General features: G+C 62.1%; 13 protein-coding genes, 1 tRNA gene and 1 pseudogene. 10 read left to right on the top strand and 5 right to left on the bottom strand.

Annotated elements, in window-relative coordinates; genetic code table 11:
• Positions 1 to 244: pseudogene (locus JaAD80_RS30705) on the top strand (3-oxoadipate enol-lactonase); the annotation flags it as partial.
• 126 nt (positions 245 to 370) lie between these two features.
• The gene (locus JaAD80_RS12385; protein WP_219726817.1) at positions 371 to 1,753 is read left to right on the top strand and encodes a sodium:solute symporter; all 1,383 of its coding nucleotides are present in this window, start codon (positions 371 to 373) and stop codon (positions 1,751 to 1,753) included.
• 2 nt (positions 1,754 to 1,755) lie between these two features.
• Here JaAD80_RS12385 and JaAD80_RS12380 read toward each other — a convergent pair whose 3' ends face one another.
• The 4 genes from JaAD80_RS12380 to JaAD80_RS12365 form a co-directional block, all read right to left on the bottom strand.
• Positions 1,756 to 2,679 carry a Na/Pi cotransporter family protein gene (locus JaAD80_RS12380; protein ID WP_102294428.1) on the bottom strand — a complete coding sequence of 308 codons (924 nt, stop codon included), beginning with the start codon at positions 2,677 to 2,679 and terminating at the stop codon, positions 1,756 to 1,758.
• 34 nt (positions 2,680 to 2,713) lie between these two features.
• Complete coding sequence (locus JaAD80_RS12375; RefSeq protein WP_102294427.1) at positions 2,714 to 4,108, bottom strand: GntP family permease; 1,395 nt, start codon at positions 4,106 to 4,108, stop codon at positions 2,714 to 2,716.
• 128 nt (positions 4,109 to 4,236) lie between these two features.
• Positions 4,237 to 4,313 (bottom strand) — tRNA-Pro (locus JaAD80_RS12370).
• A 62-nt stretch (positions 4,314 to 4,375) separates the two neighbouring features.
• On the bottom strand, positions 4,376 to 6,469 hold the full coding sequence (locus tag JaAD80_RS12365) for an AsmA family protein (RefSeq protein WP_102294426.1): 2,094 nt from the start codon (positions 6,467 to 6,469) through the stop codon (positions 4,376 to 4,378).
• Between the two features lie 168 nt (positions 6,470 to 6,637).
• Here JaAD80_RS12365 and JaAD80_RS12360 point away from each other — a divergent pair, with 168 nt between their 5' ends.
• From JaAD80_RS12360 to arsH, 3 genes are read left to right on the top strand one after another with little or no spacing between them, the layout of a single operon-like run.
• Positions 6,638 to 6,985, top strand: coding sequence for a helix-turn-helix transcriptional regulator (locus tag JaAD80_RS12360; RefSeq protein ID WP_258002955.1), 348 nt, complete (start codon positions 6,638 to 6,640; stop codon positions 6,983 to 6,985).
• Positions 6,982 to 7,404 carry an arsenate reductase (glutaredoxin) gene (gene arsC / locus JaAD80_RS12355; protein WP_102294425.1) on the top strand — a complete coding sequence of 141 codons (423 nt, stop codon included), beginning with the start codon at positions 6,982 to 6,984 and terminating at the stop codon, positions 7,402 to 7,404. The genes JaAD80_RS12360 and arsC overlap by 4 nt, the downstream gene beginning before the upstream one ends.
• A gap of 1 nt (position 7,405) precedes the next feature.
• Positions 7,406 to 8,131 carry an arsenical resistance protein ArsH gene (arsH, locus tag JaAD80_RS12350; protein WP_102294424.1) on the top strand — a complete coding sequence of 242 codons (726 nt, stop codon included), beginning with the start codon at positions 7,406 to 7,408 and terminating at the stop codon, positions 8,129 to 8,131.
• A gap of 66 nt (positions 8,132 to 8,197) precedes the next feature.
• Here arsH and ispB read toward each other — a convergent pair whose 3' ends face one another.
• Positions 8,198 to 9,235 (bottom strand): octaprenyl diphosphate synthase, encoded by a 1,038-nt coding sequence (ispB, locus tag JaAD80_RS12345; protein WP_374755241.1) that lies wholly within the window; start codon positions 9,233 to 9,235, stop codon positions 8,198 to 8,200.
• 256 nt (positions 9,236 to 9,491) lie between these two features.
• Between ispB and rplU the strand changes: the two genes are divergently transcribed.
• The 5 genes from rplU to proB all read left to right on the top strand — a co-directional run bounded on the left by rplU (position 9,492) and on the right by proB (position 12,906).
• Positions 9,492 to 9,803 carry a 50S ribosomal protein L21 gene (gene rplU, locus JaAD80_RS12340; RefSeq protein WP_034754730.1) on the top strand — a complete coding sequence of 104 codons (312 nt, stop codon included), beginning with the start codon at positions 9,492 to 9,494 and terminating at the stop codon, positions 9,801 to 9,803.
• Between the two features lie 40 nt (positions 9,804 to 9,843).
• Positions 9,844 to 10,116 (top strand): 50S ribosomal protein L27, encoded by a 273-nt coding sequence (rpmA, locus tag JaAD80_RS12335; protein ID WP_070219281.1) that lies wholly within the window; start codon positions 9,844 to 9,846, stop codon positions 10,114 to 10,116.
• 108 nt (positions 10,117 to 10,224) lie between these two features.
• Positions 10,225 to 11,334 carry a GTPase ObgE gene (gene obgE, locus JaAD80_RS12330; RefSeq protein ID WP_102294423.1) on the top strand — a complete coding sequence of 370 codons (1,110 nt, stop codon included), beginning with the start codon at positions 10,225 to 10,227 and terminating at the stop codon, positions 11,332 to 11,334.
• A gap of 73 nt (positions 11,335 to 11,407) precedes the next feature.
• Positions 11,408 to 11,758 carry a hypothetical protein gene (locus tag JaAD80_RS12325; RefSeq protein ID WP_258002954.1) on the top strand — a complete coding sequence of 117 codons (351 nt, stop codon included), beginning with the start codon at positions 11,408 to 11,410 and terminating at the stop codon, positions 11,756 to 11,758.
• Between the two features lie 29 nt (positions 11,759 to 11,787).
• The gene (proB, locus tag JaAD80_RS12320) at positions 11,788 to 12,906 is read left to right on the top strand and encodes a glutamate 5-kinase (RefSeq protein WP_102294421.1); all 1,119 of its coding nucleotides are present in this window, start codon (positions 11,788 to 11,790) and stop codon (positions 12,904 to 12,906) included.
• Positions 12,907 to 13,108 lie beyond the last annotated feature (202 nt).

Raw genomic sequence — 13,108 nt, 5'->3', positions numbered from 1 at the left:
CGGCTATGCGGCCTGCTGCGCGGCGCTGGCGCAGGCCGACTTGCGCGCCCAGGTGGCCGCGATTGCGCTGCCCACCCTGGTCATCGCCGGCGAGCACGATCCCGTCACCACGGTGGACGATGCGCGCTGGCTGCAGGGACAGGTGGCAGGCGCGCAGCTGGCCAGCGTGCCGGCCTCGCACCTGTCGAATGTCGAGGCGGCGCCAGCGTTCACGGCGTGCCTGCGGGCGTTTTTACTGGCATAGGCAGGACCTGATTTCGCTTTGCCCCTGAGCACCGCCACCGGCATGACCGGCATGCGGCAGGGCAAGCTTTTTTGAAAAATAATAAAAATAGAGCAGACTTGGAGTAGACGGATGGAAAACAGATTGATGATTATCGCGGCGGTCACGGTGGGCTATTTCGCCCTCATGAGCTATATCACTTACAGCGTGCGCAAGCATGCGACCAGCAGCGAAGGCATGACGGCGGGCGGGCGCAATTATCCCGCTTTCCTGATCGGCGCCTTGCTGCTGTCGGAATTCATCGGCAGTTCCGTGAGCATCGGCACGGCGCAGAAGGGTTATGAACTGGGCATTTCCGCCGCCTGGAATCTGGTGGCGCTGTCGCTGGGCTTTTTGCTGCTGGCCATCGTGCTGGTGAAAAAATACAAGGAAAGCGGGCAGTCGACGATTTCCGGCATCCTCGCGCAAACGTATGGCGAACCCGTACGTTATGCGGCATCCATCCTCACCATCGTCGCGCTGAGCATTGTCGCCGTGGCCCTGTATGCGAGTGGCGGCGCCGTGCTGGCCGCCGTGCTGCACATTGATAAAACCGTCGCTATCCTGCTGGTGGGCGCCATTACCGTGATCTACGTCAGCCTGGGCGGCATGCGCTCGGTGGTGTACACCAACTTCGCCCACTCCATCGTCAAATACCTGGGCGTGATCCTGGCGCTCGCGTATGCGCTGGAAGCAACGGGCGGCATCGGCGAATTGCAGGCGCAATTGCCGGCCAAGATGTTCAACTGGATCGAGATCGGCTGGGGCCAGATCATCGCCTGGATGATCGGCGGCATCGGTTCCATCTTTGCCACGCAGTACGTGATCCAGGCCCTGGTCAGCACGGACAACCCGGCCGTCGCCAAGCGTGCCTGCTATTACGTGTCGTCACTGATGATTCCGTTCGGCCTGATGGCGGCCCTGATCGGCATGTGCAGCGCCGTGCTGTATCCGGGCATGAAGTCGATCGACGCGTTCCCGACCCTGATCGCCCACATGCCGGCATTTTCCGCCAGCATCATGATCGTCGGCCTGGCCGGCGCCCTGTTCGGCGGCATTTCCGCCACCACCCTGGCATCGGCCACCCTGGCGATGAAGGATTTTTATGACCCGTGGTACAACAAGGCGAAAAATGATGCGAAGTCGATGCTGTTCCTGCGCATCGCCATCATCGTGGCGGGCCTGCTGCCGCTGGTGCTGGCGCTGTATGCGGAAAAACTGCTGATGATTGCCTTCCTCGGCAAGGCCCTGCGCGCTACCCTGGCCGTGCTGGTGCTGATGGCCTTCTATGCGCCGAAGTTCGGCACGCCGCGCGGCGCCTTTGTCGGCGTGATCGTGTCCGTGATCGCCACCATTGGCTGGTTCCTGGCGGGCAATCCGTACGGCGTGGACAGTTCCTACCTGGCGCTGGCCGGTCCGCTGCTGACCATGGGCATCAGCCACCTGTTCAAGCCGGAGCAGACGACAGGCGCCGCGCCTGCCGTGAAATAAGCTCAGGCCGGGGCCGCCTTCAGCCAGCGCATCAGGCGCGGCTGGAGGTAGGGCAGGCATATCAGGAAGCACAAGCCCACGCACAGGTTGAAAATCAGGTGGGCGGCTGCCACGGCCGTGCCGGCCAGCGGCAGCAGGGCATCCGACAAAGCGGGGATGAAGGGAAAGAAGGCCAGCGCGCCAGCCAGGTTGAAGAGGAAATTGGCCTTGGCCGTGGCTTGCGCGTTGGCGCTCATCTGCAGGCTCGACAGCAGTGCCGTCGAGGTGGAGCCGACATTCGCGCCCACGACGATGGCGATGGCCGCTTCGGCCGGGATCAGCTGGTGCTGCGTCAGCACGATGGCCAGGCCGGTGGAAACGCTGCTCGATTGCACCAGCGCCGTAAATAGCGCGCCCATCAGCAAGGCTATCCACGGTTCGCGCGCCTGCGCCAGGGTATCGACAAACCACGGCTGCGCCTGCAGCGGCTTGAGTTCGCTCGAAATCAGGTCGAGGGCAAAAAAGATCAAGCCAAAATAAAACGCCGCCTTGCCCAGCGCCTGTATCTTGCTGGGCAGGCTGGAGACAAGCGCGCCGCCGATGATGAACAGCGGGCCGATGCCCGTCAGCTTCATCGATACCAGCCAGGCCGTGGCCGTCGTGCCGACATTCGCGCCCAGCAGGATCGCCAGGCTGCCCGCAAAACTGATCACCTGCGCATCGACGAGGGCCACGGCCAGCGCCGTCGTGGCGCTGCTCGACTGCACCAGCGCCGTGGCGATGGCGCCGACGAGGAAACCGTACCAGCGGTTGGTGGTGACCCGGGCCAGCCAGGCTTGCATGCCGGCGCCGCCCATCGCTTGCAGCTCGCGGCTGAAGGCCTGCAAACTGTACAAGAACAACACCACGGCCGAAACGGCCGCGATCAATACCTGGAAATGATTCATGGAGCGGTGTGCCGGAGCGTCGGGGAAGACGCGATCATACCAGCCCCGTCAGGTAGTAAATGCCGATCACGAAAAACACGACGACCGTCTTGATGATGGTGATGCCGAAGATGTCACGGTAGGACTGGCGGTGCGTCAGGCCCGTCACGGCCAGCAGGGTGATCACGGCGCCATTGTGCGGCAAGGTATCCATGCCGCCGCTGGCCATGGCCACCACGCGGTGCATGACCTCCAGCGGAATGTGCGCCTGCTGCGCGGCCTGGATAAAACTGTCGGACATGGCGGCCAGCGCGATGCTCATGCCGCCCGAGGCGGAACCGGTGATGCCGGCCAGGGTCGTCACGGACACGGCCGCGTTGACGAGCGGATCTGGCACGCTGCGCAAGGTGTTGCTGACGGCAAGAAAACCGGGCAGCGCCGCGATGACACCGCCAAAGCCGTATTCGGACGCCGTGTTCATGGCCGCCAGCAGGGCGCCGCCCACGGCCGCCTTGGTGCCTTCGGCAAAGGCGGCGCGGATGCGCCCGAAGGCTGTCAGGCATACCAGCAAGATGCCCAGCAGCAAGGCGCCTTCCACGGCCCAGATGCCGGTGACGGAAGCGATCGACGTCGGCACGGGCGCATGCAGGCCGGGCAGGGCGTCGGCGGTGAGCACGTAACTGTCGCCATACCAGTGGGGAATCAGCTTGGTGAGCGCAAAGTTGGCCACGCCCACCAGCACCAGGGGCGCGACCGACAATAGCGGATGGGGCAAGTCGCCAACGTCGGCCGAGGCCTTGTCGGCTTCGGCCCCATAGCCTTCGCCCGTGGCCATGACGGAGCGCCGGCGCCATTCGAGGAAGGCCAGGCCCATCACGACGGTCAGCACGGCGCCGATGGTGCCTAGCCACGGCGCGGCCCAGCCGGTGGTATTGAAGAAGGTGGTGGGGATGATGTTCTGGATCTGCGGCGTACCGGGCAAGGTATCCATGGTGAAGGAAAACGCGCCCAGGGCGATGGCGCCCGGCATCAGGCGCTTGGGGATATTGCTCTGGCGATACAGTTCAGCCGCGAACGGATACACGGCAAACACCACGACGAACAGCGATACGCCGCCATACGTCAGCGCGCCGCACACGGCAACGATCACGGCATTCGCGCGCGCACTGCCGATGTAGCGGATGGCGGCCACGACGATGGACTGCGAAAAGCCGGACAGTTCAATCAGCTTGCCGAACACGGCACCGAGCAAAAAGACGGGGAAATACAGCTTGATGAAGCCGACCATCTTTTCCATGAAGATGCCGCTGAAGACGGCCGGCACGGCGGACGGATCCGTCAGCAGCACGGCGCCAAGCGCGGCGACAGGCGCAAACAGGATCACGCTGTAGCCGCGGTAGGCGGCCAGCATGAGGAAGGCCAGAGCGGCCAGAACTATCAGGAAAGACATTGGTCTGGCCCTTGCGTGAGAAGTGATCAAGATATTAATAATGCAGTTAATATCATACTTCCCGGCAAGCCGCCAACGCGCAGGTCAAGGTGCAAGCAATTCAAGCCGGCGCAGTGAGGGAAAAAAGCTGGTCGGGGTGAGAGGATTCGAACCTCCGGCCTCTGCGTCCCGAACGCAGCGCTCTACCAGGCTGAGCCACACCCCGCATGCTGTCTTTGCATTACAGCAGATGGCGGGGCGGGTTTCAAGCGGCTGCGTCAAGGGCGGTTATTTTTTCTCCTGCTGCGCCTTTTTGATGTCCGCTTCGCTGACTTTCTTTGCCGGCGCATTCGTGGCGGGCGAGGCGGGGTTCTTGCGTGTGGCTTTGGCTTGTGCCATGACGGCGGCGCAGTCCGTGTCGGGGGCCTTGTCGATATTGACCAGCGGCAGCAGGGCGGCCAGCGGGGTGACGACGGTGGCCAGCGCCACGGCGGCACCCGCTTTCAGGGCCAGCGGGCCTTTTTGCGGGCCTACATCCGGGTTCTTGAACGTGCCTTTGGCGTACAGCGGCGTGCGCAGGGTGATGATGCGCGCGCCCTTGGTGCGAGGGCGCACGTCCAGGTCCAGGGTTTCATTGGCCAGGTTGACGTTGCCCGTGACATTGACGACGGCGCTGTCCGTGTCGAGCACGAAGCGGCGCACGTCGGCCTGGCCATTCGTCACGGCGAAGTCGCTGGCCAGGCAGTTCAACTGCACCTGCTTGTCGCCGAAGATTTTCACGAAGACGGCGTTGGCCAGATTCAGGCCCGCCAGTTCCAGCACGAACTGGCTGACGGAGCCTTCGCTGACGGTAGCCGCCAGTTCGCCATTCGCGCTGGCCAGCATGGCCGAGACGGAGTTGCCGTGGCCCGTCAGCGCCGCGTCGCCATACACTTCGCCGAAGCTCGCTTGCATCGATTGCAGCTTGGGAAACAGTTCGCGGATTTTCAGGTGGCGCGCCGCCACCTTGGCTTGCGCGGCGATGGTTTTCTGGCGGCCGTCGAGCGTGATGTTCGACGTGATGTCGCCGCCGGCCATGCCGAAGTTGAGCGGCGTCAAACTCAGCACTTTGTCTTTCATGCGGATGTGGGCGACGATGTCGTTGAATGGAATGTCGTGCGTGCGCACGAGTTTTTTGCCGGTAAATTTCACGTCGGCATCGAGCGCATCCCATTTGGCCGTATTGAACTGTTCCACCGGCAAGGCCTTGCTGTCCGGCTGCACGGGCGCCTTGCCGCGTGCCTGTTTCTGCGCGTTACTGTCGGCGCCGATGGTGGGGCCCAGGTCTTCCAGGCGCAATTGCTGGGACGTCACTTCGCCGCGCAGCAGGGGGCGCGGCTGGCGCGGCAGGTATTGCAGGGTGCCGGCCAGGTCGCTCTGGCCCACCGTGCCCTTGAAGTTTTGATACGTCCAGTTCCAGGTGTCGCCGTCTTTCTTGCCCAGCAAGCGGCCCTTGGTGGCGTAGTCCGGCGTTTCCGGCAGCAGCACGCCCGTCAGCGGGTATAAATCCGCCATGCTGGCGCCGGCCAGGCTCAGCTGCAGATCGATGCCGGACAAGGAGCGCGGGTTCGTTAGGGTGCCGTCGATGCTGGCCTTGTTCTTGCCCAGTACGGCGTGCGCCTGCACGGGATACACGGTCTTCTCGTCCGTCAGGGACAGCACGGCGCCCGCCTTGCCGCCGCCCGTCACGGGCGCCTTGCGGTAGCTGCCGCCCAAGGTGAAGGCGATGCCGTATTTTTCCACCGGCGCGCTGCCTGGCGCATCGCCCGGCGTGGCGTCGGGTGCCGTCGAGCTGACCTTGGCGCGCACGTCCAGCGCGATGCCCTCGTCCAGGTAGCGGATGCTGCCGTCGCCAAAGGCCATGCGCTGGATTTCCACGTCCCATTGCGAAGGGCCATTGTCCTTGACGGTCCAGCTATTGCTGCCATCGGCGCGCCGCTGCAGGGCGATTTGCGGCGCATCCAGCGCCAGGTCCGTCAGCACCACGCGATGTTGCAGCAGGGGCAATGGATGGATGGCCACGTCGATGCGTTTGGCACTGGCCAGCTGCGGGCCGGCCGTGGCCCAGTCCGGATTGCTGATGCGCACATCCTGCGCGCTGATGAAGGGCCGCGGCACGTAGCGGCGCCAGCCCGGTTCCGTCTTCAAGCCTTGCTTCCATTTTACTTGCAGGTCGCCGGCGATGACGAAGCTGCGGCCCGTGCTGTCCGATACCTTCTGGTTGATATAGGGGCGGGCGCGGTTCCAGTCGAAGGTCAGTACGAGGATGACCAGGATGGCGAGGAGGGCCAGCAGGGCGGCCAGGCTCCAGCCGAGAATTCTGAGCGGAGTTGTGCGTGTCATGGGATGCCGATCACAATGATTTTTTCATCAAGGTAGACCGATTGTCCATGCCGGTCGGTGCGCTGGGTTACGTACGTGGGCGGTACAGGTGCGCTGCATGCACGCTGATTGACGTCGATTCCATAATTCGAGTATTATTGAATTATGGAAAATGAAAACACAATCGGCATGCAGGCCGCGCCACTGACGAGTACGGCGGCCATTGCGGCCCTGGCCGCGCTGGCGCAGGAATCGCGGCTGGCCGTGTTCCGCCTGCTGGTGCAGGCCGGACCGGACGGCATGGCCGCGACGAAAATCGCCGAAGCGCTGGCGATCGCCCCCTCGTCCCTGTCGTTTCACTTGAAGGAACTGGCGCACGCCAATCTGGTGACGGCAAGCAAGGCGGGGCGTTCCATCATCTATGCGGCGAATTACCCGGGCATGCATGGCTTGCTGGCCTTTCTGACCGAGAACTGCTGCGCCGGCGCGTCTTGCTGCGTCACCGACCCTACTTTACCGAAGGACATCACGACATGACGATCACGATCTATCACAACACGGCCTGCGGCACCTCGCGCAATACCCTGGCCCTGATCCGCAATACGGGCGTGGAGCCCGTCATCATCGATTACGTCAAGAACCCGCCTTCGCGCGAAGAGCTGCTGGAGCTGATCAAGCGTGCTGGCCTGTCCGTGCGCGCGGTCATGCGCGACAAGGGGGCGCTATATGAAGAGCTGGGCCTGGCCAATCCTGAATTGAGCGATGCCGCCCTGCTGGACGCCATGCAAGCCCATCCGATTTTGATCAACCGTCCCATCGTTGTCACGGAACTGGGCGTGCGCCTGTGCCGGCCTTCCGAAAAGGTGCTGGAGATCCTGCCGCTGCCGCAGCAGGGGGCGTTCACCAAGGAAGACGGCCAGGCCGTGGTGGGCGCCGACGGCAAGCCGGTGGCCTGAGATGGATGATTTACCGAATATCAGTGCGGCCCACCTGGATGTGCCCGACCTGGACAAGCTGGCGCCGGCGCAACTGTCCACGCATGCGCCGCGCATCCTGCTGCTGTACGGCTCGCTGCGTGAACGCTCGTACAGCAAGCTGCTGACCCTGGAGGCGGAGCGCATCCTGCGCCATTTCGGCGCCGACACGCGCGTGTTCGATCCGTACGGCTTGCCCATGGTCGACAGCGTGTCGCCCGAGCATCCGAAAGTGCAGGAGCTGCGCGCGCTGTCGCTGTGGTCGGAAGGGCAGGTGTGGTGCAGCCCCGAGCGGCATGGCGCCGTGACCGGCGTGTTCAAGTCGCAGATCGACTGGCTGCCGCTGGAAACGGGCAGCGTGCGTCCCACGCAGGGGCGGACCCTGGCCGTGATGCAAGTGTCGGGCGGCTCGCAATCGTTCAATGCCGTCAACGGCTTGCGCGTGCTGGGGCGCTGGATGCGCATGATCACCATCCCGAACCAGTCGTCGGTGGCCAAGGCTTACCAGGAATTCGACGATGACGGCCGCATGAAGCCGTCGCCGTATTACACGCGCCTGGTCGACGTGATGGAGGAGCTGTATAAATTCACCCTGCTGGTGCGCGACCGCCGCGATTACCTGGGCAGCCGCTACAGTGAACGGCTGGAAGCGGAGCCGGCCATCGTGCGCGAATTGGCGGGTGCGGCCATGCAGCACGAGAATACGTAGTTTTTCCGCAGCGCATGAAAAACGGCGCCATCGGCGCCGTTGTGTTTGCTGCATGGTGAACCGTGATCAGTGATTGCGGTCGACGGCAAACGAGCACAGTTGCAGCATGGATTGCTTGTAGACGCTGTCCGGCCAGCCGGCGATGGCATCGGCGGCGCGCTGGCCGGCGATTTCCGCCTGCTGGCGCGTGTAGTCGAGGGCGCCACTATTGGTGATGGCGGCCAGGATGGCGTCGAAATGCTGCTCGTCGCCCTGCTCGATGCAGCTGCGCACCAGCTCGCGCTGTTCCGGCGTGCCGTTTTCCATCAGCCAGATCAAAGGCATGGTTGGCTTGCCTTCACGCAAGTCGTCGCCCACGTTCTTGCCGATTTCGGCGGCGTCGCCAGCATAGTCGAGCACGTCGTCGATCAGCTGGAAGGCCGTGCCCAGCGAGCGGCCGTATTCGGCTGCCGCTTCGATATCGGCTTCGCTGGCGCCGGCGATCAGGGCGCCCAGCTGGGCCGAAGCTTCGAACAGTTTGGCTGTTTTCGAGCGGATGACGTTCAGGTAGCTCTCTTGCGTGACGTCCGGATCGTGCATGTTCAGCAACTGCAGCACTTCGCCTTCGGCGATCACGTTGGTGGCGTCCGAGAGGATTTGCATGACGCGCATATTGTTCAGCGAGACCATCAGCTGGAACGAGCGCGAGTGCAGGAAGTCGCCCACCAGCACCGAGGCCGCATTGCCGAACAGGGCATTGGCCGTCTGGCGGCCGCGGCGCATCGACGATTCATCGACGACGTCATCGTGCAGCAGGGTGGCGGTATGGATGAACTCGACAACGGCAGCCAGTTCATGGTGCGCCGTGCCGCGATACGCGTGGGCATTGGCCACCAGCAAGATCAGCACGGGGCGGATGCGTTTGCCGCCTGCGCTGATGATGTACTCGGCGATCTGGTTGATCAGGATCACATCGGAGTGCAGTTTTTGGCGGATCACCGTGTTGACTGCGTCCATATCGGCGGCAATCGTTTGTACGATGGTGTTTTGGTTAACGTGTTTGTTAGCGTCAGACAAGGCGAACCTGCAATAGATTGTGGGTGCCGCGATTATACGACATGGCATGCACGCGCGTGATGTTTGCCTATGACTGTAGAGCAATTGATTGTTCTGATTGTCATCGGCGCGTGTTTCCCTGTCTGCCATGCGCAAGCCTGACATTGTGTCCAGGTTGTCGACATACCACGATCGTCAAGCTTTGTGAATACTTTTTGACGCAATTTATCAGTCCGTGTATAATCGCTGGTTCCCCCTGTTGTGTACGGCTTGCTTTGCACGGCGTTGGGACAAATTCTTTCAACATTTGATGAGGTTTCAAATCATGTACGCGGTCATAAAAACCGGTGGCAAACAATACAAAGTTGTCGCTGGCGAAAAACTTAAAGTAGAACAGATACCGGCAGACATTGGTTCCGAAATCACCATCGATCAAGTTCTCGCAGTAGGCGCGGGCGATAGCATCAAGTTTGGTGCTCCATTGGTCGAAGGTGCAACGGTACTGGTTACGGTTGTGGCGCATGGTCGCCATGATAAGGTCAAAATTTTCAAGATGCGTCGTCGTAAGCACTACCAGAAGCATCAAGGCCATCGCCAGAATTTTACCGAAATCCAAATCGTTTCGATCAACGGCTAATTGCCGCTGTTTGAATTAATCAGCTATCAAGGAGTCTTAAATGGCACATAAAAAAGGCGGCGGCACAACGCGAAACGGCCGTGATTCAGAATCAAAACGTCTGGGCGTTAAAGTCTACGGCGGCCAAGCTATCAATGCTGGCGGCATCATCATTCGTCAACGCGGTACCCCAGTGCGCGCCGGCGAAGGCGTAGGCATGGGCAAGGACCACACTCTGTTCGCGTTGATCGCTGGCAAAGTGAAGTTCGTTGTCAAAGGTGCTGGCTCGAAGCAATTCGTGACCGTTGTACCAAACGAAGCAGTACCAGCGTAATTCATCGCGGAGCGCTTGCTCCGCATGATCGCATGATGTAAGGCGCAAGCCTTCAATCGAAAGGCTCTGCCCAAGGTAGAGCCTTTTTAGTTTTATGGCGGCAAAATTATGAAGTTTATCGACGAAGCAAAAATCGAAGTCATCGCGGGTGATGGCGGCAACGGCTGCGCATCTTTCTGCCGTGAAAAATTCCGGCCTTTCGGCGGCCCCGATGGCGGCGATGGCGGTAAGGGCGGGTCCATCTGGGCCGTGGCCGACCGCAATATCAACACGCTCGTCGATTTCCGCTTTTCCAAAATGCACAAGGCTCGCAATGGCGAGCCTGGCCGTGGCGCGGATTGCTATGGCAAGGGCGCGGATGACATCCACCTGCGCATGCCTGTGGGCACCTTGATCATCGACAACGCGAGCGGCGAAATCCTCGCCGATTTGACCGAACACGGCCAGATCGAACTGCTGGCCAAGGGCGGCGAAGGCGGCTGGGGCAATATCCACTTCAAGTCCTCGACCAACCGCGCACCACGCCAAAAAGGCGAGGGCAAGGAAGGCGAACGCCGCGAACTGCGCCTGGAACTGAAAGTGCTGGCCGACGTGGGCCTGCTGGGCATGCCGAACGCCGGCAAGTCGACGTTCATTTCGGCCGTCTCGAACGCGCGCCCGAAAATCGCCGATTATCCATTTACCACCCTGCACCCGAACCTGGGCGTGGTGCGCGTGTCGCACGAGAAGAGCTTTGTGATCGCCGATATTCCCGGCTTGATCGAAGGCGCTTCCGAAGGCGCGGGCCTGGGCCATCAATTCCTGCGCCATTTGCAGCGCACCGGTCTGCTGTTGCACATCGTCGACCTGGCGCCGTTTGAAACCAACGTCGATCCTGTCAAGGAAGCCAAGGCGCTGGTCAAGGAGCTGAAAAAGTACGACGAGTCGCTGGTCGACAAGCCGCGCTGGCTGGTGTTGAACAAGCTCGACATGGTGCCGGAAGACGAGCGCAAGAAGATCGTCAAGGACTTCATCAAGCGTTTCGCCTGGAAGGGTCCCGTTTTCGAGATTTCCGCCCTCAGCCATCAAGGTTGCCCGGAACTGGTGAACGCGATTTACCAGCATCTGGAAGAGAAGAAACACAGCGAAAGCCGTGCCGAAGAAACGCAGATGACCGAAGAAGCGCGCGGTATCTCGTCGATCGACCCGGATGATCCACGTTTCAAGATCCTCGACTAAGAGCCTTACCCTGATGCCGGTACAGACGGTCGCTGTCGCGCCAGCGCGCAAGCAAGCGTGGCAGCGCCGTGTATTGCATCTGATCGCGTATGCTTACGGGCTGAGCGCGGTCGCCTGCCTGCTGTTCGCCGATGAGATGGCGGCCGGCATGGGCATCTTCCTCAATGGCGTGAATGGTTACAGCCAGTTCTACGCCAGTCATGTCGGCCTCTGGGGCGCCACCGCGCTCCTGGCGCTGTTCGCGGCACGGCAGGGCGAACCGCCCGTCTACAGCGATATCACTGCAATGTTGGTCCTGGCGCAGCCCGCCGGCCGCCTGTTCGCGGCCATCAGTTTCGGCTTGCCCCAAGGTATAGTGTTGTACATATGCGTCATGGAACTGCTGGCAGGCATGGCCCTGCTGTTGCTGCGCCCTGCACGCTGACGTCTATCAAAAGTGAAGAGCGCCACCCCATGGATTCCGTGATTCAAAAAGCTACCCGTATCATCATCAAAGTCGGCTCCTCGCTGGTCACCAACGATGGCCGCGGACTCGACCATGCCGCCATCGCGCGCTGGGCCGCGCAGATTTCCGGCTTGCGCGCGCTGGGCAAGGAAGTCGTGCTCGTCAGTTCCGGCGCCATCGCCGAAGGCATGCTGCGCCTCGGTTTCGAACAGCGCCCCACCGATATCCACGAATTGCAGGCTTGCGCCGCCGTGGGCCAGATGGGCCTGGCGCAAATCTACGAAAGCAGCTTCCGCGCCCACGGCCTGGGCACGGCGCAAGTGCTGCTGACGCACGCCGATCTGGCCGACCGTGAACGCTACCTGAACGCCCGCTCGACCCTGACCACCTTGCTGCGCCTTGGCGTGGTGCCGATTATCAATGAAAACGACACGGTCGTCACCGATGAAATCAAGTTTGGCGACAACGACACCCTGGGCGCCCTGGTCGCCAACCTGATCGAGGCCGATGCGCTGGTGATCCTGACGGACCAGCACGGCCTGTTCTCGGCCGACCCGCGCAAGGACCCGGACGCTTACCTGATTACGCAGGGCATTGCCGGCGATCCGGCCCTGGAGGCGATGGCCGGCGGCGCCGGCTCCAGCCTGGGCCGTGGCGGCATGCTGACGAAAATCCTCGCCGCCAAGCGCGCCGCCAAGTCCGGCGCCCACACCATCATCGCCTGGGGCCGCGACAGCGACGTGCTCAGCCGCCTCGCCAGAGGGGAAGCGATCGGCACGGAATTGCGGGCACAAACGGGGCAGTTGACGGCGCGTAAGCAGTGGATGGCAGATCATCTGCACACGGCCGGCGCTGTCGTGCTGGATGCGGGTGCCGTGCAAAAGCTGCGCCAGGAAGGTAAATCTCTGCTGCCGATCGGCGTGACAGGCGTGAATGGCGAGTTCGGCCGTGGCGCCGTCATCACCTGCGTCGACGCCAATGGCGCACCGGTGGCGCGCGGCCTGTCCAACTACACGAGCGGCGAAGCGCGCCGCATCATGCGCAAGCCCTCGACGGAAATCGAAGCCATCCTTGGCTACATGGAAGGCCACGAGCTGATCCACCGCGACAACATGGTCTTGCTGTAGGTCGGATGAGCGCGTCGCGCTCATCCGACAAACACCACCGGCACCAGCAATGTGTCGGCTTACGCCCTGCGGGCTAACCCGACCTGCGACTACATGGAAGGCCGCGCGCTGATCCACCGCGACAATATGGACTTGCCGTAGGTCGGATGAGCGGAGCGTAATCCGACAACACCACCGACGTTAGCAATGTGTCGGCTTACGC

This window comes from Janthinobacterium sp. AD80 (assembly GCF_002878455.1).
GTDB lineage: Bacteria > Pseudomonadota > Gammaproteobacteria > Burkholderiales > Burkholderiaceae_D > Janthinobacterium.
Note: the sequence above shows the minus strand (reverse complement) of the source record. Positions and strands in the feature narration are given on the sequence as shown.

Excerpts from the sequence above, each read along its gene's own strand:
- JaAD80_RS12385 (WP_219726817.1), top strand. The coding sequence starts at position 371 with ATGATTATCGCGGCGGTCACGGTGGGCTATTTCGCCCTCATGAGCTAT.
- JaAD80_RS12380 (WP_102294428.1), bottom strand. The coding sequence starts at position 2,679 with ATGAATCATTTCCAGGTATTGATCGCGGCCGTTTCGGCCGTGGTGTTG.
- JaAD80_RS12375 (WP_102294427.1), bottom strand. The coding sequence starts at position 4,108 with ATGTCTTTCCTGATAGTTCTGGCCGCTCTGGCCTTCCTCATGCTGGCC.
- JaAD80_RS12365 (WP_102294426.1), bottom strand. The coding sequence starts at position 6,469 with ATGACACGCACAACTCCGCTCAGAATTCTCGGCTGGAGCCTGGCCGCC.
- JaAD80_RS12360 (WP_258002955.1), top strand. The coding sequence starts at position 6,638 with ATGCAGGCCGCGCCACTGACGAGTACGGCGGCCATTGCGGCCCTGGCC.
- arsC (WP_102294425.1), top strand. The coding sequence starts at position 6,982 with ATGACGATCACGATCTATCACAACACGGCCTGCGGCACCTCGCGCAAT.
- arsH (WP_102294424.1), top strand. The coding sequence starts at position 7,406 with ATGGATGATTTACCGAATATCAGTGCGGCCCACCTGGATGTGCCCGAC.
- ispB (WP_374755241.1), bottom strand. The coding sequence starts at position 9,235 with ATGCCATGTCGTATAATCGCGGCACCCACAATCTATTGCAGGTTCGCC.
- rplU (WP_034754730.1), top strand. The coding sequence starts at position 9,492 with ATGTACGCGGTCATAAAAACCGGTGGCAAACAATACAAAGTTGTCGCT.
- rpmA (WP_070219281.1), top strand. The coding sequence starts at position 9,844 with ATGGCACATAAAAAAGGCGGCGGCACAACGCGAAACGGCCGTGATTCA.
- obgE (WP_102294423.1), top strand. The coding sequence starts at position 10,225 with ATGAAGTTTATCGACGAAGCAAAAATCGAAGTCATCGCGGGTGATGGC.
- proB (WP_102294421.1), top strand. The coding sequence starts at position 11,788 with ATGGATTCCGTGATTCAAAAAGCTACCCGTATCATCATCAAAGTCGGC.